The organism is Rhizobium redzepovicii (assembly GCF_019793435.1).
In the GTDB taxonomy this organism is placed as follows: Bacteria; Pseudomonadota; Alphaproteobacteria; order Rhizobiales; family Rhizobiaceae; genus Rhizobium; species Rhizobium redzepovicii.
Window position 1 is genome coordinate 16,879 of record NZ_JAILYH010000017.1, and the last position, 25,266, is coordinate 42,144.

The window sequence follows — 25,266 nt, forward strand, 5'->3', positions numbered from 1 at the left end:
AGAGGGATCGCTTGCGCAACAAATTGGACGAGACCCGTAAGACGGGGCGCAGAACCCGGACGAGCCACGCACAGGTGGTCGACGAACTCGGCAAGGAAATCGTCGCCGGCACCTATCCCGTCGGCACCATCCTGCCTGGCGACACCGAGCTGGCGCAGCGCTTCAAGGTGTCCCGTACCGTCTTGCGCGAGACGATGAAGACGCTTGCCGCCAAGGGCATGGTCGTCGCCAAGGCGCGGGTCGGCACGCGTGTGACCGAAAAGAACTTCTGGAACATGTTCGACAGCGAGATCATCGCCTGGCACTTCGATAACGGCGTGACGGAAGAGTTTCTGCTGCAGCTCTACGATATTCGTCTCGCCATCGAACCCTTCGCCGCCGGTCTCGTTGCCGAACGGGCGAATGCCGAGGATATCGAGACGCTGCGCGCGCTGGCGCTCGAGATGGCGGCGAGCGGCCATACCGCCGACAGCCTCGCGCTCGCCGACCTTAACTTTCACCTGGCGCTCGCCGAGGCCTCGCACAATCCCTTCATGCGCACCTTGGGCAGCCTCATCGAAGCGGCCCTCGTCGGCATGTTCCGCATGAGCACGCCGCCATCCGAAAACGGCTTCGCCAATATCGCCGACACCCATATGCGTATCGTTGACGCGATCGTTTCCGGCGACAGCCTTGCTGCGCGCCGCGCCATGGAACTCGTCATCCTGGACGGCCGCCATCATGTGCACGAGGCGTTCGCCGCCCGCGGTTCGGAGACAGTCATCGTGCCGATTTCAGCCGATATCTCACACCTGTAGAGGCTCTGCTCTGTTCCGCGCGCCCCGCGTCTTTTTCGGGGCGCAAAGCACGCCGCAAGACTTTCGATCCACAAAGCGCACTTCCCGAAAATCGATTCCGATTTCAGGAATTATGCAGTATGAGGCAACAAAGCCGCCTCATGGCGCGGATTCGCGGAGCAGATCATGGAACGTACTTGTCTTGCCGTCATCCTTGCCGCCGGTGACAGCACGCGGATGAAATCCTCGAAATCGAAGGTGCTGCATCCGGTCGCCGGACGGCCGATGATCGCCCATGTGGTCGAGGCGGTCGCCTCCGCCGGCATTTCCTCCGCTGCACTCGTCGTCGGCCGCGATGCCGAGGAAGTGGCAAAGGCAGCACACATTGGCGGCGTCGGAATTGAATCCTGCCTGCAGAAGGAGCGCCTCGGCACCGGCCATGCGGTGCTGGCGGCGCGCGAATCGATCGCCAAGGGCTATGACGATATTCTCGTCACCTATGGCGACGTGCCGCTGCAGACCGACGGGCCGTTGAAGGCCGCCCGCCAGGGCCTTGCCGAAGGCAGCGATATCGTCGTCATCGGATTCCACACCGATCGCCCCACAGGCTACGGCCGCCTGCTCGTCAAGGACGGCGAACTCATCGCCATCCGCGAGGAAAAGGACGCGACCGATGCTGAGCGCACGGTGACGTGGTGCAACAGCGGGCTGATGGCGATCAACGGCCGCAAGGCGCTCGATCTGCTCTCGCGCATCGGCAATGCCAATGCCAAGGGTGAATTCTATCTGACCGATCTCGTCGAAATCGCCCGTTCGCTCGGCGGCCGCGTCACCGCCGTCGACGCCCCTGAGATCGAGATGACCGGCTGCAACACCCGGGCTGAGCTTGCCGTCATCGAGCGGTTCTGGCAGGAGCGCCGCCGCCACGACATGATGCTGTCAGGCGTCACCATGATTGCGCCGGAAACGGTCTTTCTGTCCTACGACACCGTCATCGGCCAGGACGCGCTGATCGAGCCGAACGTGGTCTTCGGCCCCGGCGCTGTGATCGACGGCGGCGCCGTCATCCATGCCTTCTCGCATATAGAAGGCGCCCATGTCAGCCAAGGCGCGACCGTCGGCCCCTTCGCGCGGTTGCGGCCAGGTGCCGATCTCGCCAATGGTTCGAAGGTCGGCAATTTCTGTGAGGTCAAGAACGGCCGGATCGGCGACGGCGCCAAGGTCAACCATCTTACCTATATCGGCGACGCCGTTATCGGCGCCGGCAGCAATATCGGCGCCGGTACGATCACCTGCAATTATGACGGCGTCAACAAGGCCGAGACGGTGATCGGTGAAAACGCCTTCATTGGTTCCAACTCCTCGCTGGTCGCCCCGGTGACGATCGGCGACGGCGCCTATATCGCCTCCGGCAGCGTCATCACCGCCGACGTCCCGGCCGATGCGCTGGCGCTCGGCCGTGCCCGGCAGGAGATCAAGCCCGGTCGGGCCACACTGCTGCGCGAGCGCGCGCTCGCCATCAAGGCCGCGAAGAAGGCTAAGGCCTGAAGCCGCTTTGCGTAACCGGCGGAAATTGAAAGTGACCGCCGAGGTGATTGATAACTAAGCGGGAATCGTTAGGACTGGCCTCGATTGTCGGAGCCTTGTGGGGATATTGCATGTGCGGAATTGTGGGGATCGTCGGAACTCAGCCTGTTGCCGGGCGACTGGTCGATGCGCTGAAGCGTCTCGAATATCGCGGTTATGATTCCGCCGGTGTCGCCACCATCCATGAGGGGGTGATGGATCGCCGCCGCGCCGAGGGCAAGCTGTTCAATCTGGAAAAGCGCCTCGACGCCGAACCGCTGCCAGGCCTGGTCGGCATTGCCCACACGCGGTGGGCGACGCACGGCGTTCCCAATGAAACCAATGCCCATCCGCATTTTGTCGAAGGTGTCGCCGTTGTCCATAACGGCATCATCGAGAATTTCTCCGAACTGCGCGACGAACTGACCGCCGAAGGCGCGGTCTTCGAAACGCAGACCGACACCGAGGTCGTCGCCCAGCTGATGGCGAAATACCTGCGCGAGGGCCTGGAGCCGCGCGCCGCCATGCTGCAGATGCTGAACCGGCTGACCGGCGCCTATGCTCTCGCCGTCATGCTCAAGGCCGATCCTGGTACGATCATGGCCGCCCGTTCCGGCCCGCCGCTTGCCGTCGGTTATGGCCGCGGCGAGATGTTCCTCGGTTCGGATGCGATTGCGCTCTCGCCCTTTACCAACGAGATCACCTATTTGGTCGACGGCGACTGCGCCGTCATCACACGCGACAGCGTCGCCGTTATCGACTTCGCCGGAAAGCCGGTCAAGCGCTCTCGCCAGATCTCGCAGGCGACCGCCTATGTCGTCGACAAGGGCAACCACCGCCATTTCATGGAAAAGGAAATCTACGAGCAACCGGAGGTGATCTCCCATGCGCTCAGCCATTACGTCGATTTCGCCGAGAACACGATCGGCGCCAATGCCGCTGCGATCGATTTCAAGGCGGCGACCGGCTTGGCGATCTCGGCCTGCGGCACTGCCTATCTCGCCGGTCTCGTCGGCAAATACTGGTTCGAGCGTTATGCCCGCCTGCCTGTCGAGATCGACGTCGCCTCCGAATTCCGCTATCGCGAAATGCCGCTGTCGCCCTCGCAGGCAGCGCTCTTCATCTCCCAGTCCGGCGAGACCGCCGATACGCTGGCATCGCTGCGCTATTGCCGGGACAACGGCCTGAAGATCGGCGCCGTCGTCAATGTCCGCGAATCGACGATCGCTCGCGAATCCGACGCCGTTTTCCCGATCATGGCCGGACCTGAAATCGGCGTCGCCTCGACCAAGGCCTTCACCTGCCAGCTGGCCGTGCTGGCATCGCTGGCGATCGGCGCCGGCAAGGCCCGCGGCACGGTGAGCGCCGAGGAGGAGAGGGCGCTGGTGCGCCATCTCGCCGAAATGCCGCGCATCATGAGCCGAGTGCTGAACCTCATCCAGCCGCAGATGGAAAGCCTGTCGCGCGAGCTGTCGAAATGCAAGGACGTGCTTTATCTCGGCCGCGGCACCAGCTTCCCGCTCGCCATGGAAGGCGCGCTGAAGCTCAAGGAAATCTCCTATATTCACGCCGAAGGCTATGCCGCCGGCGAATTGAAGCACGGGCCGATCGCGCTGATCGACGAGAACATGCCTGTCATCGTCATTGCCCCCTTCGACCGTTTCTTCGAAAAGACCGTCTCGAACATGCAGGAGGTCGCAGCCCGCGGCGGCCGCATCATCTTCATAACCGACGAGGCCGGTGCGAGCGCCTCGAAACTGCCGACCATGGCGACGATCACCCTGCCTGTGGTCGACGAAATCATCGCACCGATGATCTTCTCGCTGCCGATCCAGCTGCTCGCCTATCACACCGCCGTCTTCATGGGCACGGATGTCGATCAGCCGCGCAATCTGGCGAAATCCGTGACCGTGGAATAAGCCCGCAACGACCTGATCTTCGCGCCGAAACATATTGTGCGACGCCCCGAATTCTGGCAGTTTTACCAGGCGGACAAGGGGGAAGGGCCGGCGTTCCGGCCTGTCCAGGACCGAGATGGAGTTCATCAGGCGAGATGACCGACAACACCCCCAGAATGCCGGTCGCGACCCGGCTGAGGAATAATTTTCTTGCAGGCCTGATTATCTGCGCGCCGATCGCGATTACCATCTGGCTGACCTGGACCTTCATCCACTGGTCGGATAGCTGGGTCAGGCCCTATATTCCGGCGCGCTGGAATCCGGAAAGCTACCTCAATTTCGCCATTCCCGGATTCGGCCTGCTGACCGCCGTCGTGCTGATCACCGTTGTCGGCTTCCTCGGCAAGAACCTCATCGGACAGAGCATCGTTCGTTTCGGCGAATCGGTCGTTCAGCGCATGCCGCTGGTGCGCACCGTCTACAGAAGCGTGAAGCAGATTTTCGAAACCGTGCTGAAGGAACAGGCGAACTCCTTCAAGAAGGTCGGCCTCATCGAATATCCCAGTCCCGGCCTCTGGGCGCTGGTCTTCATCGCCACCGACGCCAAGGGCGAGATCGCGTCGAAGTTCAACGACATGGGTCAGGATATGGTCGCCGTCTTCCTGCCGCCGACGCCGGTGCCGACGGCGGGTTTCCTGGTCTTCGTGCCCCGCGAAAAGATCGTCCTTCTCGACATGAGCCCGGAAGACGCCGCCAAGTTCCTGATCTCGGGCGGACTCGTCGCCCCCGAGCACAAGCCTTCCGAACCGAAGCAGAAGCATCTGCCGCGGCCGAAGCCCGTAGCGGTTTCCAAGGCGGATTGATGCATGTCGCCCAAAAGTGTTTGGCGGTTTTGGGATAACGACATGCATGGAAGGAAGATTAAAGTGCGCCGCGGCGCGCTTTATCCAGCTCTCAAGAACCGGATCGCCTCGTCGCGACGGAAGAGATAGAGCAGGGTGCGGATCGCCGTTCCTCTGTCGCCGGTGAGCTCCGGATCGCGCTCGATCAGATAGGCGGCATCCTTGCGGGCGATTTCCAGGAGGTCGGCATGCGCCTCGAGGCTGGCGATGCGAAAGCCCGGCGTGCCGGACTGGCGCGTGCCGAGCAGCTCGCCTTCACCGCGCAATTTCAAGTCTTCCTCGGCGATGCGAAAACCGTCTTCGGTCTCGCGCATGATCGAAAGCCTGGCGTGGCCGGTTTCGCCGAGCGGGCCCTTGTAGAGCAGGATGCAGGTCGAAGCCTCGTCGCCGCGCCCCACGCGGCCGCGCAACTGGTGCAATTGCGCCAGGCCGAAGCGCTCGGCATGTTCGATCACCATGATCGTCGCATCCGGCACGTCGACGCCGACCTCGACGACGGTGGTGGCGACCAGAAGCCGGGTCTCGCCGTTCTTGAACGCCATCATCGCCGCATCTTTTTCCGGCCCGCTCATCCGGCCATGGATGAGGCCGATATCGGGGCCGAGCGTGGCAACAAGTGTTGCATGCCGCTCCTCGGCCGACATCAGGTCGAGCTGCTCGGATTCCTCGACCAGCGGGCAGATCCAGTAGGCTTTCTTGCCCTCGGCAAGGGCACCCTGCAGCCGCCCGACGATTTCGCCTGTCCTTTCCATCGGCACGGTGATCGTCTGGATCGGCTTGCGGCCGGCCGGCTTCTCAGTGAGCTTGGAGACGTCCATGTCACCGAAAGCGGCAAGCACCAGCGTACGCGGGATCGGTGTCGCCGTCATCACCAGCATGTGCGGCGAGATGCCCTTGGCAGTCAATCTCAAGCGCTGATGCACGCCGAAACGGTGCTGCTCGTCGACGACGGCCAGCATCAGCTTGGCGTAAGCGACGCTGTCCTGGAACAGCGCATGCGTGCCGATGACGATCTGTGCGGCGCCCGAGGCAATGCGTTCGAGGATCTCCTCCCGTTCGCGCCCCTTGGTGCGGCCGGTCAGGACCTCGATGCCGAGGCCGGCGGAGGCAGCGAATTTCGAGATCGTCGCGTGGTGCTGCCGCGCCAGAATTTCGGTCGGCGCCATCAGCACGGCCTGGCCGCCGCTTTCGATCACCGCCGCCATCGCCATCAGCGCCACCAGCGTCTTGCCGGAACCGACATCACCTTGCAGCAGCCGCAGCATGCGCTCGGCGCCTGCCATGTCCTTCAAAACCTCGGCGATCGCCACGTTCTGGCTAGATGTGAGCGAGAAGGGCAGGGACTTCAGGATCTTGGCGCTGACTTTGCCCGTCGCCTGCACCGGCTGGCCCGCCACCTTGCGCAGCCTCTGGCGCACCAGGCTCAGCGATAGCTGGCCGGCGAGAAACTCGTCATAAGCAAGCCGCCGTCGTGCGGGGGCCTGCGGATCGATATCGGCGGGGTCGCGCGGCTCGTGCAGCATGTGGAAACTGTCGCGGATCGACGGCAGGCCTTGCTTCTGCGCCAGCGCCGGGTCGATCCATTCCGGCAGCTCGGGAAAACGCGGCAGGGCGGCATCGATGATCTTGCGCAATGTCTTCGGCGAGAGCCCTGCCGTGAGCGGATAGATCGGCTCGACCAGCGGCAGGTTCTCCGCCTCGTCAGCCCTGACGATGTAGTCCGGATGCACCATCGAGGCGCGGCCGTTGAACCAGTCGACCTTGCCGCTGACCGTCACCTCGGCATCGACAGGCAGCTGTTTTTCCAGCCAGGCTGCCTGGCCGCGGAAGAAGACCAGCGTCAATTCGCCGGTCTCGTCATGCAGAAAGACCCGGTAGGGCACATTGCTCTTGCCACGCTGCGGCACCTGGTGGCGATCGACGCGGGCGGTGATCGTGACGATCGCGCCCTGCGGCGCGCGGGCGATCCCCGGCTGATTGCGCCGGTCGATCAGCGAAAAGGGCGCATGGAAGAGGAGGTCGATGACCCGACAATCCTCCGCCGTCTCGCGCCCGAGCAGCTTGATCAGCAGCTCGGCGATCTTCGGGCCGACGCCAGGAAGGCCCGAAATGGGAGAAAACAAAGGATCGAGAATGGCGGGGCGCATGCGGCCAAAATGCGATGAACAATGCGGCCTTGGCAAGGCTGACAAGCCGCTTTCCAGGGTCTATAGAGGCGCATCAACAGGAAGGTAATGCCATGACAGGTGTCACGCTCACGAGTGCCGGTCTCGACCCGCGCCGCCGCCGGATCCTTTTCCGCTGCTGGCATCGCGGCATCCGCGAGATGGATCTGGTCTTCGGCCAGTTCGCCGAAGCCGAGATCGCGACGCTTTCGGAAGCCGAGCTCGACGAGTTCGAGACGATCATGGCTGAGGAAGACAATGACCTAGTCCGCTGGATCATGGGAACATGGCCTGTTCCCGAGCGTTTCCAGACACCGATCTTTGCCCGCCTTGCCGCCTATACGCCCGATTTCGACAAGCCCCTCAGGACGCCGGAATGATCCCTGGTTTTGATGCCAAGAAGCTTGCGGCCATTGCCGAGCCGCTGACGATCGGCAATGTGCCTGTCGGCCTCGAACCGCTGCTGCTGGCCGAACTCGCCCGGGCGGGAGAGCCGGTTGCCTATGTCATATCAGACGGCCACCGCATGGCCGATCTCGAGCAGATGCTGGGCTTCGTCGCCCCCGATATTCCGGTTCTCACCCTGCCGGCTTGGGACTGTCTGCCCTATGACCGCGTTTCGCCGAGCGCCGATACCTCGGCCCGCCGGCTTGCCGCACTCGGTGGCCTCATCGCCCATCGGAAGAAGCCGCATGCGGCGATCGTGCTCGTCACCGCCAATGCCATGCTGCAGAAGGTGGCGCCCCAGGATGTGATCGAAAGTCTGAGCTTTTCGGCCCGTCCCGGCAATCAGTTGCGCATGGACGATCTTGCCGGGCGCCTGGAGCGCAACGGCTTCGACCGCGTCGCAACCGTTCGCGAGGTCGGCGAATATGCCGTGCGCGGCGGCATTCTCGACGTCTTCGTGCCGGGTTCTGAAGAACCGGTCCGCCTCGATTTCTTCGGCGATACGCTGGAATCGATCCGCAGCTTCGATCCGGCCAGCCAGCGCACGACCGGCCAGGTGCGCTCCCTCGATCTCAATCCGATGAGCGAGGTGACGCTGACGCCGGATACGATCAGCCGCTTTCGCAAGAATTATCTCTCGGCTTTCGGCGCGACGACGCGAGACGACGCGCTCTATCTCGCCGTCTCCGAAGGCCGCCGTTATCCGGGCATGGAGCACTGGCTGCCGCTCTTCTACGAGAAGCTCGATACCGTCTTCGATTATCTCAGCGGCTTCCGTGTCGTCACTGACAACACGGTGCGTGAGGCAGCCGAGGAGCGCTCCAAGCTGGTTTTCGATTATTACGACGCCCGGCTGAATTCCGCTCAGCCGGCCAAGGGCCAGATGGCGCAGGGCACGCCGTACAAGCCGGTGACGCCGGGCCAGCTTTATCTCGACAGCAAGCTTTTCGCCAAAACCCTCGACGCGCTCGGCGCGATCCGCATCAGCCCCTTCAACGAAATCGAAGGCGAGGCGCGCCGCGTCGTCAATATCGAGGCCCGCCAAGGCCAGCGCTGGGCTCGCTCGAATGCCGAAGGCGGCGGCGATGCCGAGCGCATCAACATTTTCGACGTCGTCGTCAAACATATTGCCGACCGCCGCGCTGCCGGCGCGAAGGTGCTGGTCACCGCCTGGACTGAAGGCTCGCTGGAGCGCCTGCTGCAGGTGCTGAACGAACACGGCCTGGAAAAGGTCAAGCCGATCGAGGCGCTGAAGGATCTCGGTTCGCTGGCGAAAGGCGAGGCGGCCGCCGCGGTGCTCAATCTCGAATCCGGATTCGAGGCGGGCGATCTCGTCGTCATCGGCGAGCAGGATATTCTCGGCGACCGCATGGTGCGGCGCTCCAAGCGCCGCAAGCGCGCCGCCGATTTCATCGCCGAGGTTGCCGGCCTCGACGAGGGCTCGATCGTCGTCCACGCCGAACACGGTATCGGCCGCTTCATCGGGCTGAAGACCATCGAGGCCGCGGGCGCGCTGCATGCCTGCCTCGAACTGCAATATGCCGACGAGGCGAAACTCTTCCTGCCGGTCGAAAACATCGATCTTCTCTCGCGATACGGTGGCGAGGGTACCGAGGCGCAGCTCGACAAGCTCGGCGGCGGCGCCTGGCAGATGCGCAAGGCCAAGCTGAAGAAGCGCCTGCTCGACATGGCCGATGCGCTGATCCGCATCGCCGCCGAGCGGCTGACGCGCCACGCGCCTGTTCTGACGACGCCGGACGGCCTCTACGACGAATTTGCCGCCCGCTTCCCCTATGATGAGACCGAGGACCAGGACAACGCCATCGACGCCGTCCGCTCCGATCTCGGCGCCGGCCGGCCGATGGACCGTCTCGTCTGCGGCGACGTCGGCTTCGGCAAGACGGAAGTGGCGTTGCGCGCCGCCTTCGTCGCCGCGATGAACGGCGTCCAGGTTGCCATCGTCGTGCCGACGACACTACTCTCCCGCCAGCATTTCAAGACCTTTTCCGAGCGGTTCCGCGGCCTGCCGGTGCGCATCCAGCAGGCCTCACGCCTGGTTGGTGCCAAGGAGCTGGCGCTGACCAAGAAGGAAGTCGCCGAAGGCAAGACCGATATCGTCGTCGGCACGCATGCGCTGCTCGGCGCCGGCATCAAATTCGCCAATCTCGGCCTGCTCGTCATCGATGAGGAGCAGCATTTCGGCGTCAAGCACAAGGAGCGGCTGAAGGAGCTGAAGAGCGACGTGCATGTGCTGACACTGTCGGCGACGCCGATCCCGCGCACACTGCAGCTGGCCATGACCGGGGTGCGCGAATTGTCGCTGATCACCACACCGCCGGTCGACCGCATGGCGGTGCGCACCTTCATCTCGCCCTTCGACAGCCTGGTCATCCGCGAGACGCTGATGCGCGAGCACTATCGCGGCGGCCAGAGCTTCTATGTCTGCCCGCGGCTGGCCGATCTCGCCGATGTGCATGCCTTCCTGCAGTCCGACGTGCCGGAGCTGAAGGTCGCCGTCGCCCACGGCCAAATGCCGGCCGGCGAACTCGAAGACATCATGAACGCCTTCTATGAAGGCCGCTACGACGTGCTGTTGTCCACAACCATCGTCGAATCCGGCCTCGACGTGCCGACAGCCAACACGCTGATCGTCCACCGTGCCGATATGTTCGGTCTTGCCCAGCTCTATCAGCTGCGCGGCCGCGTCGGCCGCTCGAAGGTGCGCGCTTTCGCGCTCTTTACCCTGCCTGTGAATAAGGTGCTGACGGCGACGGCAGACCGGCGGCTGAAAGTGCTGCAGTCGTTGGATACACTCGGTGCTGGTTTCCAGCTCGCCAGCCACGATCTCGATATCCGCGGCGCCGGCAACCTGCTCGGCGAGGAGCAGTCCGGCCACATCAAGGAGGTCGGCTTCGAACTCTACCAGCAGATGCTGGAAGAGGCGGTCGCCGAGGTCAAGGGTGTCGACGAGATCCACGACACCGGCTGGTCGCCGCAAATCTCCGTCGGCACGACCGTGATGATCCCTGAGGGCTACGTCCCCGACCTGCATCTGCGCATGGCGCTTTACCGCCGCCTCGGCGAAATCACCGAACTCAAGGAAATCGACGGCTTCGGCGCCGAGATGATCGACCGTTTCGGCCCGATGCCGATCGAGGTCCAGCATCTCCTGAAGATCGTTTACATCAAGTCCCTCTGCCGCACCGCCAATGTCGAAAAGCTCGATGCCGGCCCGAAGGGCGTCGTCGTGCAGTTCCGCAACAAGGAATTCCCCAACCCGGCCAACCTTGTCGGCTATATCGGCAAGCAGGGCGCCATGGCGAAGATCCGCCCCGACCACAGCCTGTTCCTGACTCGCGACCTGCCGACCCCGGAAAAGCGCTTGCAGGGCGCTGCTGTTATCATGACGCAGCTGGCCGAGATGGCGAAATAAACAAAGGGAGACTGAGATGGCGACATACGGCGCGACGATCGCCTGGCAGCGCAACGGCGAGACCTTCACCGACAATCGCTACAGCCGTGCCCATCGCTGGACCTTCGACGGCGGCATTGAGCTGCGTGCATCCTCGTCGGCCCACGTCGTTCCGCTGCCTTATTCGGCCGAGGACGCCGTCGATCCGGAGGAGGCGTTCGTCGCCTCGCTCTCCAGCTGCCACATGCTCTGGTTCCTGTCGATCGCCGCAAAACGGCGCTTCTGCGTCGACAGCTACACCGACGCCGCCGAGGGCGTCATGGAAAAGAATGGCGAAGGCCGCCTTGCCATGACCGTGGTGACGTTGAAGCCGCATGTCGTCTTCAGCGGCGAGAGACAGCCCTCGTTAAGCGAACTCGAAAACCTGCACCATCACGCCCACGATGAATGTTTCATCGCCAATTCGGTGACGACTGAGGTGCGTTGCGTTCCGGTTCTGGGGTAAAGCGGGACCATTTCAGGCCATGCCGCCGGTCAGTTGAGTCCCGATCGCGCCTCGGCCTTTGCCTTGGCGATATCGCGCAGCGCATTCGCCAGCACATCGGGTGTCTGCGCGCCGCTGACGGCATATTGCTGGTCGAAGATGAAGAACGGCACGCCGTTGACGCCCATCTCCTGCGCCGCCTTGATCTCGGCGACGATCAAATCGCGATCGGCATCGGAGGCAAGCAGCGAGGCGATGACCGAGCGGTCGAGGCCGGCCTTTTCCGCGATGTCGAGCAGCACCGCGTGGTCGCCGACATTGCGGCCATCCTCGAAATTCGCCTTGAACAGGGCGTCAACCACCTTGTCCTGCTTCTCGCGTCCTTCGATCATCGCCCAGTGGATCAGCCGATGCGCATCGAGCGTGTTCGGGCCGATATTGATCGCCTCGAAATCGAAGGCGATTCCGACCTCGCGGCCCAAATCGGTCAGCATCTTGTGTGCCTGCGCCACGCGCTCCTCGCCGCCAAGCTTCTCAGCCAGCGCCTTCTTTTGGTCGACGCCCTCTTTGGGATAGTCGGGATTGAGCCGATACGGCCGCCAGTTGATGTCGACGCCGATTTCGTCCTGCACCTCGGCGATGGCGAGTTCCAGCCGCGCCTTGCCGAGATAGCACCAGGGGCAGACGACATCCGAGACGACGTCGATGGTGATACGCTCCATGATGATTTTCCTTATTTTGTGCGTCTCCGAAGGGAGACATAAAGGCCGGGTGGTTCGGCTGCATCTACTGCGCGCTTGTATCCCACCATACAGGCAGCTGATAGCCATTGAGCGGCACGCTGTCGGGACGGCCGATGCGCTTGCTATGGGCCACCCATTGCTGGTCGATATGGTAGAGCGGCAGCACGTAGTGGCCGGAAAGTAGCAGCCGATCGTAGGAGCGCACCGCCGCGGTGAAATCCTCAGCCGAGCGCGCCCTGAGCAGGTGGTCGATCAGCGTGTCGATGTCGGGATCATTGGCGCCGGCAAAGCTGTCCGTACCCTCGCGCGTGCGCGCAGCCGAAGACCAGCGGCCGAGCTGTTCGTTTCCGGGCGACAGCGACGAGGTGTAGGACTTCATGATCATATCGTAGTCGAAACTGTTCGTTCGGCTCTGATACTGCGAATCGTCGACGGTGCGGATCGAAGCGGCGATGCCGATTGTCTGCAGCGAACGCTGATAGGCGATGGCGAGTTTCTCCTGATCGGCATTCTGCGTCATGATCTCGAAGGCGAGCTGGCGGCCGGAGGCATCCAGCATTTTGCCGCCCTGGATCGTATAACCGCCCTGTTTCAACAACCCGACGGCTTGCTTCAGCACATCGCGGTCGCGGCCGGAACCGTCGGTGACCGGCAGCTTGTAGGTGCCATCGAGAATCGCGGGTGCGATTTTGTCCTTGATCGGTCCGAGCAGCGCGAGCTCGGCCGCATTGGCGGAAACGCCGAAACTCGAAAGCTCGGAATTCTGCCAGAAACTCTGCGTGCGTTTATAGGCGCCGGAATAAAGATTCTTGTTTGCCCATTCGAAATCGAACACCAGCGACAGGCCCTCGCGCACCTTGGGATCGGCAAATATCTGCCGGCGCGTGTTGAACACGAAGCCGAGCATGCCGCTCGGAAGTTTCGGCGTGAATACGTCCTTGACGACGGCGCCAGAAGTGACCGCGGGGAAATTATAGGCGTTGGCCCAATGGCCGGGATTGCCGTCGGGATAGACGTCGACATCGCCCTTCTTGAAGGCCTCGAACAGCGTCGTGTCCTGCAGGAAATACTGGACGGTGATCTGATCGTAATTGTCGGTGCCGACCTTGGAGGGAATGTCCTTGCCCCAGTAATTCGGGTCGCGCTCATAGGTGATGCTCTCACCTGGTTTGACCGTCTTCACCTTGTAGGGACCGGAGCCCACCGGCGGTGTCAGCGACGAACGGTCGAAGGTTTCCGGATCGATCGCATGTTTCGGCAGCACCGGGAAAAGACCGAAAATCAGTGGCGTCTCGCGGTCGGCCTTGTCATTGAAGGTGAATCGCACGCTGTTTTCGCCGACCTTTTCCATCTTGGCGACGACGTTGAGGCGGTTGGCGAAGGGCACGCGGCCCTTGTCGCGCATCAGTTCAAAGGTGAACATCACGTCCTCAGGCGTCACCGGCTGGCCATCGGCCCATTTCGCCTTCGGATTGAGGTTGAACTGGATGAAACTCCTGTCCTCGTCCCATTCCACAGTCTCGGCCAGCAGGCCGTAGAGCGTGAAAGGCTCGTCCCTGGAGCGCTGCATCAGCGATTCGTAGACGAGATTGCCATATTCCGGATCCCACATGCCACGCGCCGTCGTGCGCATGCTTTTCAGGATGAACGGGTTAAGGCTGTCGAACGTGCCGACGACGCCATAGGTGATCTTGCCGCCCTTCTTCACGTCGGGATTGACGTAAGGGAAGTGTTTGTAATCAGCCGGCAAGGCCGGTTCGCCATGCATCGCGATGCCATGCAGCGGCTCGGCGGCAACAGCGCCGCACAGCAGCGAGAGGACGAAGGGGACGACGATCCGGAGCATTCGGCAATCCTTGCGGCCACGAAAACGGGCATGATTCACCGCGGAGATTATCATGGGGTCGAGCGATTCCAACACGAAGCGGCGATTTCTTTGGCATCGCGACGAAATGCTCCTCAAATGGCCAAAGAAAAGCTGGATATCTTGAACGCTGCGATGTAACAGGTGAACCCGAAGTTTCGGGGTCATGCATTTGCCTTATTTTTTTAAGAGGTGGGTGCCGAACGACCCGAGGTTGGGGCGGCAAGTCGCTGTCTCGAACGGATATCAGGAGACGGAATTCGTTATGATGTTCAAGTCTGAAAAGAAAATGCGGGCAGCGCTGTCCGTTCTGGCAGTGATGTTCGGCGCCGCTTCGGCTCCGATCTCCTCCTTCGCACAGGATGCTGCGGCACAGGCTCCGGCCGAGGGCCAGGCGCAGGCCGCCGGCGCGCCCAAGCTCGGCTGGTACAAGACCTGCAGCAAGCAGGAAGACAACGACATCTGTGTTGTCCAGAACTTGATTCTCGCCAATGGCGGCCAGCTTGTCACGGCCGTTGGCCTGATCTCGGTCTCCGGCAAGATCAACCGTAAGCTCCTGCAGGTGTCTGTTCCCACGGCACGCCTGATCCCCCCGGGCATCATCATGCAGATCGACGGCGGCAAGGGCCAGAAGCTCGACTACGCCGTCTGCCTCCCGGATAAGTGCACGGCTGAAATTCCGCTGACCGACGCGATGATCGCCAGCCTCAAGAAGGGCAGCGACGTGATCTTCACGTCAATCAACTTCCGCCGCGCCCCGAACCCGATCAAGATTTCGCTCGAAGGCTTCACCGGCGCTTATGACGGCGAACCGGTTTCCGAATCGAAGCTCGCTGAAAGCCAGCGCAGCTTGCAGGAAGGCATGCAGAAGAAGGCCGAGGAGGCCCGCAAGAAGCTGGAAGACGCCCAGAAGGCTGCCAAGGCGCAGTAATCCTGCCGCCGCCATATCGAATAGAAACCCGGCTTCGTGCCGGGTTTTTTTGTGTCAAAAGAAAAGGCCTCGCTGGGAGAGGCGAGGCCTTGTTGTTTGATCGGCGCCTTTGATTTAGTGGGCGAAGCTCATCTTGGGTTTGAACTGCCCTGACGGGGCCTGATCGAAAATCTGGTAGATCTGTGGGTTGCGAAGCGGCGTGCCGCTTTCGTCGTTCATCAGGTTCTGCTCGGAGACATAAGCGACATATTCGCTTTCGTCATTTTCGGCGAGCAGGTGATAGAAGGGCTGGTCTCTGCTCGGGCGCACCTCGGCCGGAATGGAATTCCACCATTCCTCCGTATTCGCGAACTCCGGATCAACGTCGAAGATGACGCCGCGAAACGGGAAAACCTTGTGCCGGACCACTTCGCCGATACTGAACTTTGCTACTCTTTCTTTCATGGTACGACTTCCTTTCATCACCAAATCTGGTGATTGGTGCCGCGCAAATCAAGATTTTTGCGCAAGCGCGTCACATGAACGTCATATCCTCCAGCTGGCGTCCATGACCCTGGGAGGGGAAAGCCCCGGCAGTCCGGGGCTTTCCGTGTTCAGGCCGATCAGGCCGAATAGTACATGTCGTATTCGACAGGATGCGGCGTCATTTCGAAACGCATCACCTCTGCCATCTTCAGTTCGATGAAGGCATCGATCTGGTCGTCGTCGAACACGCCGCCGGCCGTCAGGAACTTGCGGTCCTTGTCGAGACTTTCGAGGGCTTCACGCAACGAGCCGCAGACGGTCGGAATCTTCTTCAATTCCTTCGGCGGCAGGTCGTAGAGATCCTTGTCCATGGCCTTGCCGGGATGGATCTTGTTCTTGATGCCGTCGAGGCCGGCCATCAGCATGGCGGCGAAGGCGAGATAGGGGTTGGCGGTCGGATCCGGGAAACGGACTTCGACGCGCTTGGCCTTCGGGTTGGTGCCGAACGGAATGCGGCAGGAGGCTGAGCGGTTGCGGGCCGAATAGGCAAGCAGAACCGGTGCCTCATAGCCCGGGACGAGACGCTTGTAGGAGTTCGTCGACGGATTGGTGAAGGCGTTGATCGCCTTGGCATGCTTGATGATGCCGCCGATGTAGTAGAGGCAGCTCTCGGAAAGACCGGCATATTCGTCGCCGGCAAAGGTCGGCTTGCCGCCCTTCCAGATCGACTGGTGCACGTGCATGCCCGAGCCGTTGTCGCCGAAGATCGGCTTCGGCATGAAGGTCGCCGTCTTACCATAGGCATTGGCCACCTGGTGCACGACGTATTTGTAGATCTGCATCTTGTCGGCGTTGCGCACCAGCGTGTCGAACTTGATACCGAGTTCGTGCTGGGCGGCGGCGACTTCATGGTGATGCTTTTCGACGACGACGCCCATTTCGGATAGAACGGTCAGCATTTCCGAACGCATGTCCTGGGCGCTGTCAACAGGCGGAACCGGGAAATAGCCGCCCTTGACGCGCGGGCGATGGCCGAGGTTGCCGGTTTCGTAATCGGTGTCGTCATTCGACGGAAGTTCGGTCGAATCGAGCTTGAAGCCGGTATTGTAAGGATCGGCCTTATATTTGACGTCGTCGAAGACGAAGAATTCGGCCTCCGGGCCGACGAAGATCGTATCGCCGATGCCCGATGCCTTGAGATAGGCTTCGGCCTTCTTGGCGGTGCCGCGCGGATCGCGGTTATAAGCTTCGCCGGATACCGGATCGAGAATATCGCAGACGATGACCATGGTCGACTGAGCGAAGAACGGGTCCATATGCACCGTCTCGGTATCGGGCATCAGCACCATGTCAGACTCGTTGATGGCCTTCCAGCCGCCGATCGAGGAGCCGTCGAACATCACGCCGTCAGCGAACATGTCCTCGTCGACGCAGACAACGTCCATCGTCACATGCTGCAGCTTGCCCTTCGGGTCGGTGAAGCGCAGATCGACGAACTTTACGTCGTTCTCCTTGATCTGCTTCAGAATTTCGCTTGCGGTCGCCATTAAATACCTTCCTCCGATTTACGATGACAATACATGGCTGCGCTGACCGTATCGAACTTTGCGCGCTTGGCAAAGTGGGTCAGATGGCGTCGATGCCGGTCTCGCCGGTGCGGATACGGATAACCTCTTCGACGTTGGAGACGAAGATTTTTCCGTCGCCGATGCGGCCTGTCTGCGCCGCCTTGCGGATCGCGTCGATGACGGCTTCCGCGTTCTCATCGGCCAGCACCACTTCGACTTTCACCTTCGGCAGGAAATCGACGACGTATTCTGCTCCGCGGTAAAGTTCCGTGTGACCCTTCTGACGGCCGAAGCCCTTGGCTTCCGTGACCGTGATACCTTGCAGGCCGACTTCCTGAAGAGCTTCCTTCACTTCGTCCAGCTTGAAAGGCTTAATGATCGCTTCGATCTTTTTCATGAGAAAATGTCTCTCCGCTTCTCCCGTTATGGCAGGAATTTTCCCGCTCGCCGGATATGATGCAGATATCGTGCCAGTTTGAAATCCGTCTTGTTAAAAAAATCCACGGATTTTGCCGAAACCGCCGCATTTGCCGAGAGTCTGATGTCGATTTGGTGACAAAACAGTCGCGAAACTCCACCCTTCGATCAAAATCATATCGAAAATCCGAAAAAACTCATGTTTAAGGAGTCCTGCAAGTGCGTCCGTGCAAGATGAAAAGATAGGCAAATGCACAAAATTGGTTCCTTTCTTTATCATTTCAGGCGGTTGTTTTTTAGGCGTTTTTCGATTGAATAGGCCGATGAGCCACCAACTGTCCGACCTTCTTCTCACTCCTGCCGAGATGGCCGCCGTCGACACCGCTGCAGCCGCAGCCGGTATCGATTCTTTTGGCCTGATGGAAAGGGCAGGTGCGGCGGTTGCGGCTGCAGCCCTGCGCCTTCATCCCGGAGCCTTGCGCTTCGTCGTGCTCTGCGGGCCGGGCAACAATGGTGGCGACGCCTATGTCGCCGCACGACATCTGCAGGAGGGCGGGGCTCCAATGGCGCTCTTCCATCTTGGTGATCCCTCCAGGCTGAAGGGCGATGCGGCCCGCGCGAAAGCCGGATGCGCGTTGCGGGGAGAACCGCTCCACCTCTATAGTCCCAAAAGCGGCGACGTCGTTATAGACGGCCTGTTCGGTGCGGGGCTTAGCCGAGAGGTGCCGGCCGATGCCCGCACTGTGATCGAGCGGATTGCCGAGGCCGGTCTCCCCGTGCTTGCCATCGACCTGCCCTCCGGCCTGGACGGCCGTACCGGCCGGGTGCTGGGAGCCGCCTTCCGGGCCAGCAACACCATCACCTTCATGACCCGCAAACCCGGCCATCTGCTGATGCCGGGCAGGGAGCTGTGCGGTGAGTTGGAGGTCTTCGATATCGGCATTCCCGCCCGCATCATTAGGGCCGAGGCGAGCGGCGTCATCGCCGAGAACAGGCCGGATGCCTGGAAGGGTGTGCTGCCCACCGAGCAGCTGGAAACCCACAAATACAAGCGCGGCCATCTGGTCGTCTTCTCAGGCGAGGCCGATAAGACGGGCGCCGCGCGCATGTCGGCGATCTCGGGCCTGAAGGCGGGGGCCGGCCTGGTGACGATCGCGGCCCCTCATGCGGCGATAGCCGCCAATGCTGCGCATCTCACCGCCGTCATGCTGCATGCGATCGACGATGCGGCCGATCTCGAAGACTGGCTCACCGACAAGCGGCTGCAGACCTTCGTTCTCGGCCCTGGTTTCGGCATCGGCGCCAGGGCGCGCGCTTTCGTCTCGGCGCTCGCCGAACGCCGGCTGGTGCTCGATGCCGACGGCATCTCCTCGTTCAAGGACGATCCGCAACAGCTTTTCGAACTTTTCGGCGGTGAGCCGCGCCTGGTGCTGACGCCGCATGAGGGCGAATTTTCGCGGCTCTTTCCCGATATCGGCGGCGACGATGCGCTGGGGAAGGTGGACAAGGCCTTAGCCGCAGCCCGCCGCGCCAACGCCGCGATCGTCTATAAAGGCGCCGATACCGTCATCGCCGCGCCGGACGGCCGCGCGCTGATCAATACCAATGCACCTGCCTGGCTTGCCACCGCCGGCTCCGGCGACGTGCTCGCCGGCATCATCGGCGGATTGCTCGCCCAGGGCCTGCCAGTCTTCGAGGCCGCGGCCGCCGGCGTCTGGCTGCATGGAGAGGCCGCCCACCGTGCCGGCAAGGGGCTGACGGCGGAAGACCTCGCGGCTCACGTCTTGCCACTTTAGCCCGGTCGGCGCATAGCCACTCCGAGCTCCGGGCTGGCTTACTTCGCCAGCAGTTTCTGCAGGGCCATCGCCCCATGCGGCGCATTGACCTTGCCCTCATGGATCATGAAGGCGAAAACGTCGCGCGGCTCGGCCTTGACCTTGCGATCCCCGTCGATCAGCGGCAGATCGTCAGGAACCTTGCCTTCGGCCCAGGTCTCGAGCCGGTCCGCCCAGGCCTTCAGGTCCTTGTCGGGGTAGCAGGTTGCAATATCGTCCGATCCTTTCTGCAGCCTGGCATAGACGAAATCGGCCGTGACGTCGGCGATCATCGGATATTCGAAATGTTCGGCGCAGACAGGCGCCACGCCGTATTTGGCAAGCAGCGCCACGAACTCCGGCACCTTGAAGGAATCATGGCGTACCTCGACCACGTGGCGAAGCGCCAGCCCATCCTGCTTTTCCGGCAGCAGCTTCAGGAAGGCCTCGAAATCGTCCGGATCGAATTTCTTCGTCGGCGCGAACTGCCAGAGCAGCGGTCCGAGATGATCGCCAAGCTCGCTGATTCCGGATGACAGAAAGCGTTCCATCGATTCACCGGCTTCGGCCAGCACTCGCCGATTGGTGACGAACCGGGTCGCCTTGAGTGAAAAGATGAAACCGTCGGGCACGTCGGCTGCCCATTTGGCAAAGACCGCCGGCTTCTGGGTGCTGTAATAGGTGCCGTTGACCTCGATGACATTCAGCTGGCGGCTGGCATAGTTCAACTCGTCCTTCTGTTTCAGGTCATCGGGAAAGAAATGCCCGCGCCAGGGCTCGAAGGTCCAGCCGCCGATGCCGGTGCGGATAGTGCCGGATTTCGTCATGTCGTCCTCCCCATTCGCAGCCGCTCAGGCTGCGTTGATCTGTTTCGCCATGTCAACGAGGGTCCATCCTGGCCGAGAAGGGTTCGGCCGGCGACCAGTTTCCTGAAACCCGAAGGCGCTATAAAGCGCGATATTCCGCTCCATGAGCGCATTCGTATAAAGCCGGATCTGCGGCTGCGCCCATTCGCGCGCTTTGGCTTCTAGCCAATGGAGCATCGCCAACCCATGCCCGCCACCTTGAAAGGCCGGTGACACCGCGATGCTGAACAGCAAGAGGTGATCCGAATGCCGCTTGACGACCACCAGGCCGGCCGTTTCGCCGCCGACCTCGCGCAGCCAGACCTCGCCGCGTTCGATTCGCGGCGTATAGTCTTCCGTCACCGGGATCGGCGGAGCGCCGAAGAGCTCGGTATACGGCCGATAGGCGGCTGCCGTCAGCGTCGCGACCCTTTCCAGATCATCGGGCGACGCCGGCCTCATCGTCATTCCGCCGCAACCGCCTTCTTCGCCGGCCGCCGTTCCAGCAATTCCTTGAGGAACTGCCCGGTGTAGGAGCGCTTTTCCTTGACGATCGCCTCGGGCGTGCCGAAAGCCACGATCTCGCCGCCGCCATCGCCGCCCTCGGGGCCGAAATCGAGCACCCAGTCGGCCGTCTTGATCACCTCGAGATTGTGCTCGATTACCACAACAGAATTGCCCTGGTTGACCAGTTCGTGCAGCATTTCGAGCAGCTTGGCGACGTCGTGGAAATGCAGGCCGGTCGTCGGTTCGTCTAGAATGTAGAGCGTGCGTCCCGTCGAGCGCTTCGACAATTCCTTAGCGAGCTTGACGCGTTGCGCCTCGCCGCCGGAAAGCGTGTTCGCCTGCTGGCCGACCTTGATGTAACCGAGACCGACATCCTTCAGCGCCTGCAGCTTGTCGCGCACTGCCGGCACCGCCGCGAAGAAATCGACGCCTTCCTCTACCGTCATGTCGAGCACGTCGGCGATCGACTTCTGCTTGAAAGTGACGTCGAGCGTCTCGCGATTGTATCGTTTTCCGTGGCAGACGTCGCAGGTGACGTAGACATCGGGCAGGAAGTGCATTTCGATCTTGATGACGCCGTCGCCCTGGCAGGCCTCGCAGCGTCCGCCCTTGACGTTGAAGGAGAAGCGGCCCGGCTGGTAGCCGCGTGCTTTTGCTTCCGGCAGGCCGGCGAACCAGTCGCGGATCGGCGTGAAGGCGCCGGTATAGGTCGCCGGGTTCGAGCGCGGCGTGCGGCCGATCGGCGACTGATCGATATCGATCACCTTGTCGATATGCTCGAAGCCGTCGATGCGGTCGTGGTCGGCGGGGTTTTCGCGTGCGCCCATGACGCGGCGTGCTGCCGATTTATAGAGCGTCTCGATCAGGAAGGTGGATTTGCCGCCGCCGGAAACCCCGGTCACTGCCGTGAACACCCCGAGCGGGATTGCCGCCGTGACGTTCTTCAGATTGTTGCCGCGCGCCCCGACTACCTTGATCTCGCGGCCCTTTTTCTGCTTGCGGCGCTCGTGGGGTACGGGAACGCCGAGTTCGCCGGACAGATATTTGCCGGTCAGCGACTTCGGATTGTCCATGATGTCCTGCGGCGTGCCGTGGGCGATGACCTGGCCGCCGTGAATGCCGGCGGCCGGGCCGATATCGACGACGTCGTCGGCCGTCATGATCGCGTCCTCGTCATGTTCGACGACGATGACGGTGTTGCCGATGTCGCGCAGGTGCTTCAGCGTGTCGAGCAGCCGGGCATTGTCGCGCTGATGCAGGCCGATCGACGGCTCGTCGAGCACGTAGAGGACACCCGTCAGCCCCGAGCCGATCTGCGAGGCCAACCGGATACGCTGGCTTTCGCCGCCCGACAGCGTGCCGGAATTGCGCGACAGGCTCAGATATTCCAGGCCGACATCGTTGAGGAAGCGCAGCCGGTCGCGGATTTCCTTGAGGATGCGCACGGCGATTTCGTTCTGCTTGGCGTTGAAGCTTGCCGGCAGTGTCTCGAACCAGTCGCGGGCGACGCGGATCGACATACCGGTCACTTCGCCGATATGCAGCGTGTCGATCTTCACCGCCAGGGCCTCTGGCTTCAGGCGGAAGCCGTTGCAGGACGGGCAGGGGGCCGCCGACATGAAGCGCTCGATGTCTTCGCGCGCCCAGGCGGAATCGGTCTCCTTCCAGCGGCGCTCGAGATTGGTGATGATGCCCTCGAAATTCTTCTGCGTCGTATAGGAGCGGGCGCCATCGGCATAATGGAATTCGATCTTGTCCTCAGTGCCGTTGAGAATGACGTCTTTGGCCTCGTCGGAAAGATCGTTCCAGCGGGTGCCGAGCTTGAAGCCGTAATGTTTGCCGAGCGCCTCCAGCGTCTGGTTGTAATAGGGTGAGGTCGACTTGGCCCAAGGGGCGATCGCGCCGTCACGCAGCGTCCGTTCGGGCTCGGGCACGATCAGATCCGGATCGATCTTCTGCTGGGCGCCGAGGCCGTCGCAGGTCGGGCAGGCGCCGAAGGGATTGTTGAACGAGAACAGCCTGGGCTCGATCTCGGGAATGGTGAAGCCGGAAACCGGGCAGGCAAATTTCTCCGAAAACAGCACGCGCTCATGCGTCTCGTTCAGCGACTTGTTGGCCGAGCCGCCGGCCGAGGTCTCTTCCGGCGGCAGCGGCTTGTCGGCAAATTCGGCAACTGCCAGCCCGTCAGCGAGCTTCAGGCAGGTCTCCAGGCTGTCGGCCAGGCGGGCGGAGACATCCGAACGCACGACGATACGGTCGACCACCACGTCGATGTCGTGCTTATATTTCTTGTCGAGTACCGGCGCCTCAGCGATCTCGTAGAACTGCCCGTCGACCTTGACGCGCTGGAAGCCCTTCTTCATCAGCTCCGCCAGTTCCTTCTTGTATTCGCCCTTGCGCCCGCGCACGAGCGGCGCAAGAATATAAAGACGGGTGCCCTCACCGAAATCGAGGATGCGGTCGACCATCTGGCTGACGGTCTGGCTCTCGATCGGCAGGCCGGTCGCCGGCGAATAGGGAACGCCGACGCGGGCAAAGAGAAGGCGCATATAGTCGTAAATCTCGGTGACGGTGCCGACCGTCGAGCGCGGGTTGCGCGAGGTGGTCTTCTGCTCGATCGAGATCGCCGGCGACAGCCCGTCGATCTGGTCGACGTCGGGCTTCTGCATCATTTCGAGGAACTGCCGGGCATAGGCCGACAGGCTCTCGACATAACGGCGCTGGCCCTCGGCATAGATCGTGTCGAAGGCAAGTGAGGACTTGCCGGAGCCCGAAAGCCCGGTCATGACGATCAGCTTGTTGCGCGGCAGATCGAGATCGATGCCCTTGAGATTGTGCTCGCGCGCGCCGCGGATGGAGATCGTCTTCAGTTCGCTCATCGTCTCAGCTTGGTCCTTTGGGATAACAGCCCTTATTTAGTGATGCCGACCGGCGAGTCGAGGCTGAATGTCCGCAACACCGAAGGTTTTCGATTCTGTTGACACGATCATAAGGATAAACTAGAACAAATAAAGAACAAAATTCCTGATGGATGCATGCGGCGTTCTGATGGATAAACATGTGGATTAAATGCCGCCCATGCGCATCGGCGGTCCGTGATGGTTTAAGGTGCGCCGATCGATTGAAACGCCGCCGGGCAGGGCGGCAGGCAGGGTGAGAAGCATGGCTGGTAGCGTAAACAAGGTAATTCTGATTGGAAACGTCGGTGCGGACCCCGAAATCCGCCGCACGCAGGATGGCCGGCCGATCGCCAATCTCCGTATCGCGACCTCGGAGACCTGGCGTGACCGCAATTCCGGCGAGCGCCGTGAGAAGACCGAATGGCACACGGTCGTCGTCTTCAACGAAGGCCTTTGCAAGGTCGTCGAGCAATATGTGAAGAAGGGCGCCAAGCTCTATATCGAAGGCCAGCTGCAGACCCGCAAATGGCAGGACCAGCAGGGCCAGGACCGCTACTCGACGGAAGTGGTGCTGCAGGGCTTCGGTTCGACCCTGACCATGCTCGACGGCCGCGGCGAAGGCGGCGGTGCAAGCTCCGGCGGCGGCCGAGGCAGCAGCAACAATGATTATGGCGATGACTACGGCGCCCCGGCTCCCTCTTCATCGCCGAGCCGCGGCGGTGGCGGCGGTAATTTCTCGCGCGATCTCGACGACGACATCCCGTTCTGATCAACCGCTTTCCCGGCTCTGTAGACTATCCGAGAGAATGATGCCTTTGATGGCGTCATGCTTTTTTTCTTTGGTTTGCACCGTTCAGTGCGGTGTCGCGCTGATCAGATTGAGCGCCGCCTTTGCGCCGTCGACGACGAATTGCACCGCTAGGGCGGCGAGGATGACGCCGAGGAGCCGCGTCAGGATCGCCCGGCCGGTGACGCCGAGGAAGCGGTCGAGCCTTTCGGCAATCAGCAGCATGAGGAAGGTCAGCAGCAGATTGGCGGCGATGACGGCGATGAACTGGGCTTTTTCGACGGAGGTCGGCAGCGTGCCGGCAAGCAGGATCGTCGCCGAGATCGCGCCCGGGCCGGCGATCAGCGGCAAGGCGAGGGGAAAAACGGCGATATTTTCGATATGATCCTTGGTGACGGCAGCTTCGGTGGCCTTCTCCTTGCGCTCCTGCCGCCGCTCGAACACCATCTCGAAGGCGATCCAGAAGAGCAGCAGCCCGCCGGCGATGCGGAAGGCGCCGATCGAGATCCCGAGCACGCCGAGCACGCTCGCGCCGAACAGCGCGAAGACGGCAAGGATGATGAAGGCGATGGTCGAGCCGCGCAGCGCCACCTGCGTGCGCTGGGCGCGGCTCATGCCGGTCGTCAGCCCCAGGAAGATCGGTGCGAGCCCCGGCGGATCGATGGTGACGATGAGCGTCGTGAAGGCGTTGATCAATTGGTCGGCGCTTGCCATCGTCCCTCGAAAACCCCATATAGCCGCATGGTTTTTATGCGTGGTTTTTGTGATTGTGAAG

General features: G+C 61.9%; 20 protein-coding genes. 10 read left to right on the forward strand and 10 right to left on the reverse strand.

The window, feature by feature from the left end; genetic code table 11:
- Positions 1-11: 11 nt before the first annotated feature.
- The 4 genes from K6N12_RS24825 (at position 12) to K6N12_RS24840 (ending at position 5,103) form a co-directional block, all read left to right on the forward strand.
- Entirely contained in the window at positions 12-797 is a 786-nt protein-coding gene (locus tag K6N12_RS24825) for a FadR/GntR family transcriptional regulator (RefSeq protein WP_097628925.1), read from the forward strand.
- A 165-nt stretch (positions 798-962) separates the two neighbouring features.
- Entirely contained in the window at positions 963-2,324 is a 1,362-nt protein-coding gene (glmU, locus tag K6N12_RS24830; protein ID WP_131710890.1) for a bifunctional UDP-N-acetylglucosamine diphosphorylase/glucosamine-1-phosphate N-acetyltransferase GlmU, read from the forward strand.
- A 110-nt stretch (positions 2,325-2,434) separates the two neighbouring features.
- Entirely contained in the window at positions 2,435-4,261 is a 1,827-nt protein-coding gene (gene glmS, locus K6N12_RS24835) for a glutamine--fructose-6-phosphate transaminase (isomerizing) (protein ID WP_097628923.1), read from the forward strand.
- Between the two features lie 134 nt (positions 4,262-4,395).
- Entirely contained in the window at positions 4,396-5,103 is a 708-nt protein-coding gene (locus K6N12_RS24840; protein WP_097628922.1) for a DUF502 domain-containing protein, read from the forward strand.
- Between the two features lie 80 nt (positions 5,104-5,183).
- Here the strand turns inward: K6N12_RS24840 and recG are convergent, their stop codons facing one another.
- Positions 5,184-7,289, reverse strand: coding sequence for an ATP-dependent DNA helicase RecG (recG, locus tag K6N12_RS24845; RefSeq protein ID WP_097628921.1), 2,106 nt, complete (start codon positions 7,287-7,289; stop codon positions 5,184-5,186).
- A gap of 92 nt (positions 7,290-7,381) precedes the next feature.
- On the opposite strand from recG, the gene K6N12_RS24850 reads away from it, so the two are divergent.
- Genes K6N12_RS24850 through K6N12_RS24860 form a run of 3 tightly spaced genes read left to right on the forward strand, consistent with a single transcriptional unit; the run spans position 7,382 to position 11,671 of the window.
- Positions 7,382-7,687 (forward strand): FAD assembly factor SdhE, encoded by a 306-nt coding sequence (locus tag K6N12_RS24850; protein ID WP_049735505.1) that lies wholly within the window; start codon positions 7,382-7,384, stop codon positions 7,685-7,687.
- Complete coding sequence (gene mfd, locus K6N12_RS24855) at positions 7,684-11,187, forward strand: transcription-repair coupling factor (protein ID WP_097628919.1); 3,504 nt, start codon at positions 7,684-7,686, stop codon at positions 11,185-11,187. The genes K6N12_RS24850 and mfd overlap by 4 nt, the downstream gene beginning before the upstream one ends.
- Positions 11,188-11,203: 16 nt before the next feature.
- Positions 11,204-11,671, forward strand: a complete 468-nt coding sequence (locus tag K6N12_RS24860) for an OsmC family protein (RefSeq protein ID WP_097628918.1) — start codon at positions 11,204-11,206, stop codon at positions 11,669-11,671.
- Between the two features lie 29 nt (positions 11,672-11,700).
- Here the strand turns inward: K6N12_RS24860 and K6N12_RS24865 are convergent, their stop codons facing one another.
- Both K6N12_RS24865 and K6N12_RS24870 read right to left on the reverse strand, forming a co-directional pair.
- Positions 11,701-12,372 (reverse strand): DsbA family oxidoreductase, encoded by a 672-nt coding sequence (locus tag K6N12_RS24865; protein WP_097628917.1) that lies wholly within the window; start codon positions 12,370-12,372, stop codon positions 11,701-11,703.
- A gap of 64 nt (positions 12,373-12,436) precedes the next feature.
- Positions 12,437-14,239, reverse strand: a complete 1,803-nt coding sequence (locus K6N12_RS24870) for an extracellular solute-binding protein (protein WP_097628944.1) — start codon at positions 14,237-14,239, stop codon at positions 12,437-12,439.
- Positions 14,240-14,522: 283 nt separating this feature from the next.
- On the opposite strand from K6N12_RS24870, the gene K6N12_RS24875 reads away from it, so the two are divergent.
- The gene (locus K6N12_RS24875; RefSeq protein ID WP_097628916.1) at positions 14,523-15,188 is read left to right on the forward strand and encodes an invasion associated locus B family protein; all 666 of its coding nucleotides are present in this window, start codon (positions 14,523-14,525) and stop codon (positions 15,186-15,188) included.
- A 114-nt stretch (positions 15,189-15,302) separates the two neighbouring features.
- Here K6N12_RS24875 and hspQ read toward each other — a convergent pair whose 3' ends face one another.
- The 3 genes from hspQ to K6N12_RS24890 all read right to left on the reverse strand — a co-directional run bounded on the left by hspQ (position 15,303) and on the right by K6N12_RS24890 (position 17,618).
- Complete coding sequence (hspQ, locus tag K6N12_RS24880; RefSeq protein WP_003539613.1) at positions 15,303-15,632, reverse strand: heat shock protein HspQ; 330 nt, start codon at positions 15,630-15,632, stop codon at positions 15,303-15,305.
- A 158-nt stretch (positions 15,633-15,790) separates the two neighbouring features.
- Positions 15,791-17,200: a type I glutamate--ammonia ligase gene (gene glnA / locus K6N12_RS24885; RefSeq protein ID WP_003559365.1), complete on the reverse strand. Its 1,410-nt coding sequence runs from the start codon at positions 17,198-17,200 to the stop codon at positions 15,791-15,793.
- Between the two features lie 79 nt (positions 17,201-17,279).
- Positions 17,280-17,618 (reverse strand): P-II family nitrogen regulator, encoded by a 339-nt coding sequence (locus tag K6N12_RS24890; RefSeq protein ID WP_003539626.1) that lies wholly within the window; start codon positions 17,616-17,618, stop codon positions 17,280-17,282.
- Positions 17,619-17,961: 343 nt separating this feature from the next.
- Between K6N12_RS24890 and K6N12_RS24895 the strand changes: the two genes are divergently transcribed.
- Positions 17,962-19,434, forward strand: coding sequence for an NAD(P)H-hydrate dehydratase (locus tag K6N12_RS24895; protein ID WP_222148988.1), 1,473 nt, complete (start codon positions 17,962-17,964; stop codon positions 19,432-19,434).
- A 38-nt stretch (positions 19,435-19,472) separates the two neighbouring features.
- Here the strand turns inward: K6N12_RS24895 and K6N12_RS24900 are convergent, their stop codons facing one another.
- From K6N12_RS24900 to uvrA, 3 genes are read right to left on the reverse strand one after another with little or no spacing between them, the layout of a single operon-like run.
- Positions 19,473-20,279 (reverse strand): DUF72 domain-containing protein, encoded by an 807-nt coding sequence (locus tag K6N12_RS24900; RefSeq protein WP_097628914.1) that lies wholly within the window; start codon positions 20,277-20,279, stop codon positions 19,473-19,475.
- Positions 20,280-20,303: 24 nt separating this feature from the next.
- Positions 20,304-20,765, reverse strand: coding sequence for a GNAT family N-acetyltransferase (locus K6N12_RS24905; protein ID WP_097628913.1), 462 nt, complete (start codon positions 20,763-20,765; stop codon positions 20,304-20,306).
- On the reverse strand, positions 20,762-23,683 hold the full coding sequence (gene uvrA, locus K6N12_RS24910) for an excinuclease ABC subunit UvrA (RefSeq protein WP_097628912.1): 2,922 nt from the start codon (positions 23,681-23,683) through the stop codon (positions 20,762-20,764). Before uvrA ends, K6N12_RS24905 begins: the two co-directional genes overlap by 4 nt.
- Before the next feature lie 283 nt (positions 23,684-23,966).
- On the opposite strand from uvrA, the gene K6N12_RS24915 reads away from it, so the two are divergent.
- Entirely contained in the window at positions 23,967-24,473 is a 507-nt protein-coding gene (locus tag K6N12_RS24915; RefSeq protein ID WP_003586486.1) for a single-stranded DNA-binding protein, read from the forward strand.
- An 84-nt stretch (positions 24,474-24,557) separates the two neighbouring features.
- Here K6N12_RS24915 and K6N12_RS24920 read toward each other — a convergent pair whose 3' ends face one another.
- Positions 24,558-25,205 carry a MarC family protein gene (locus tag K6N12_RS24920; protein WP_097628911.1) on the reverse strand — a complete coding sequence of 216 codons (648 nt, stop codon included), beginning with the start codon at positions 25,203-25,205 and terminating at the stop codon, positions 24,558-24,560.
- Positions 25,206-25,266 lie beyond the last annotated feature (61 nt).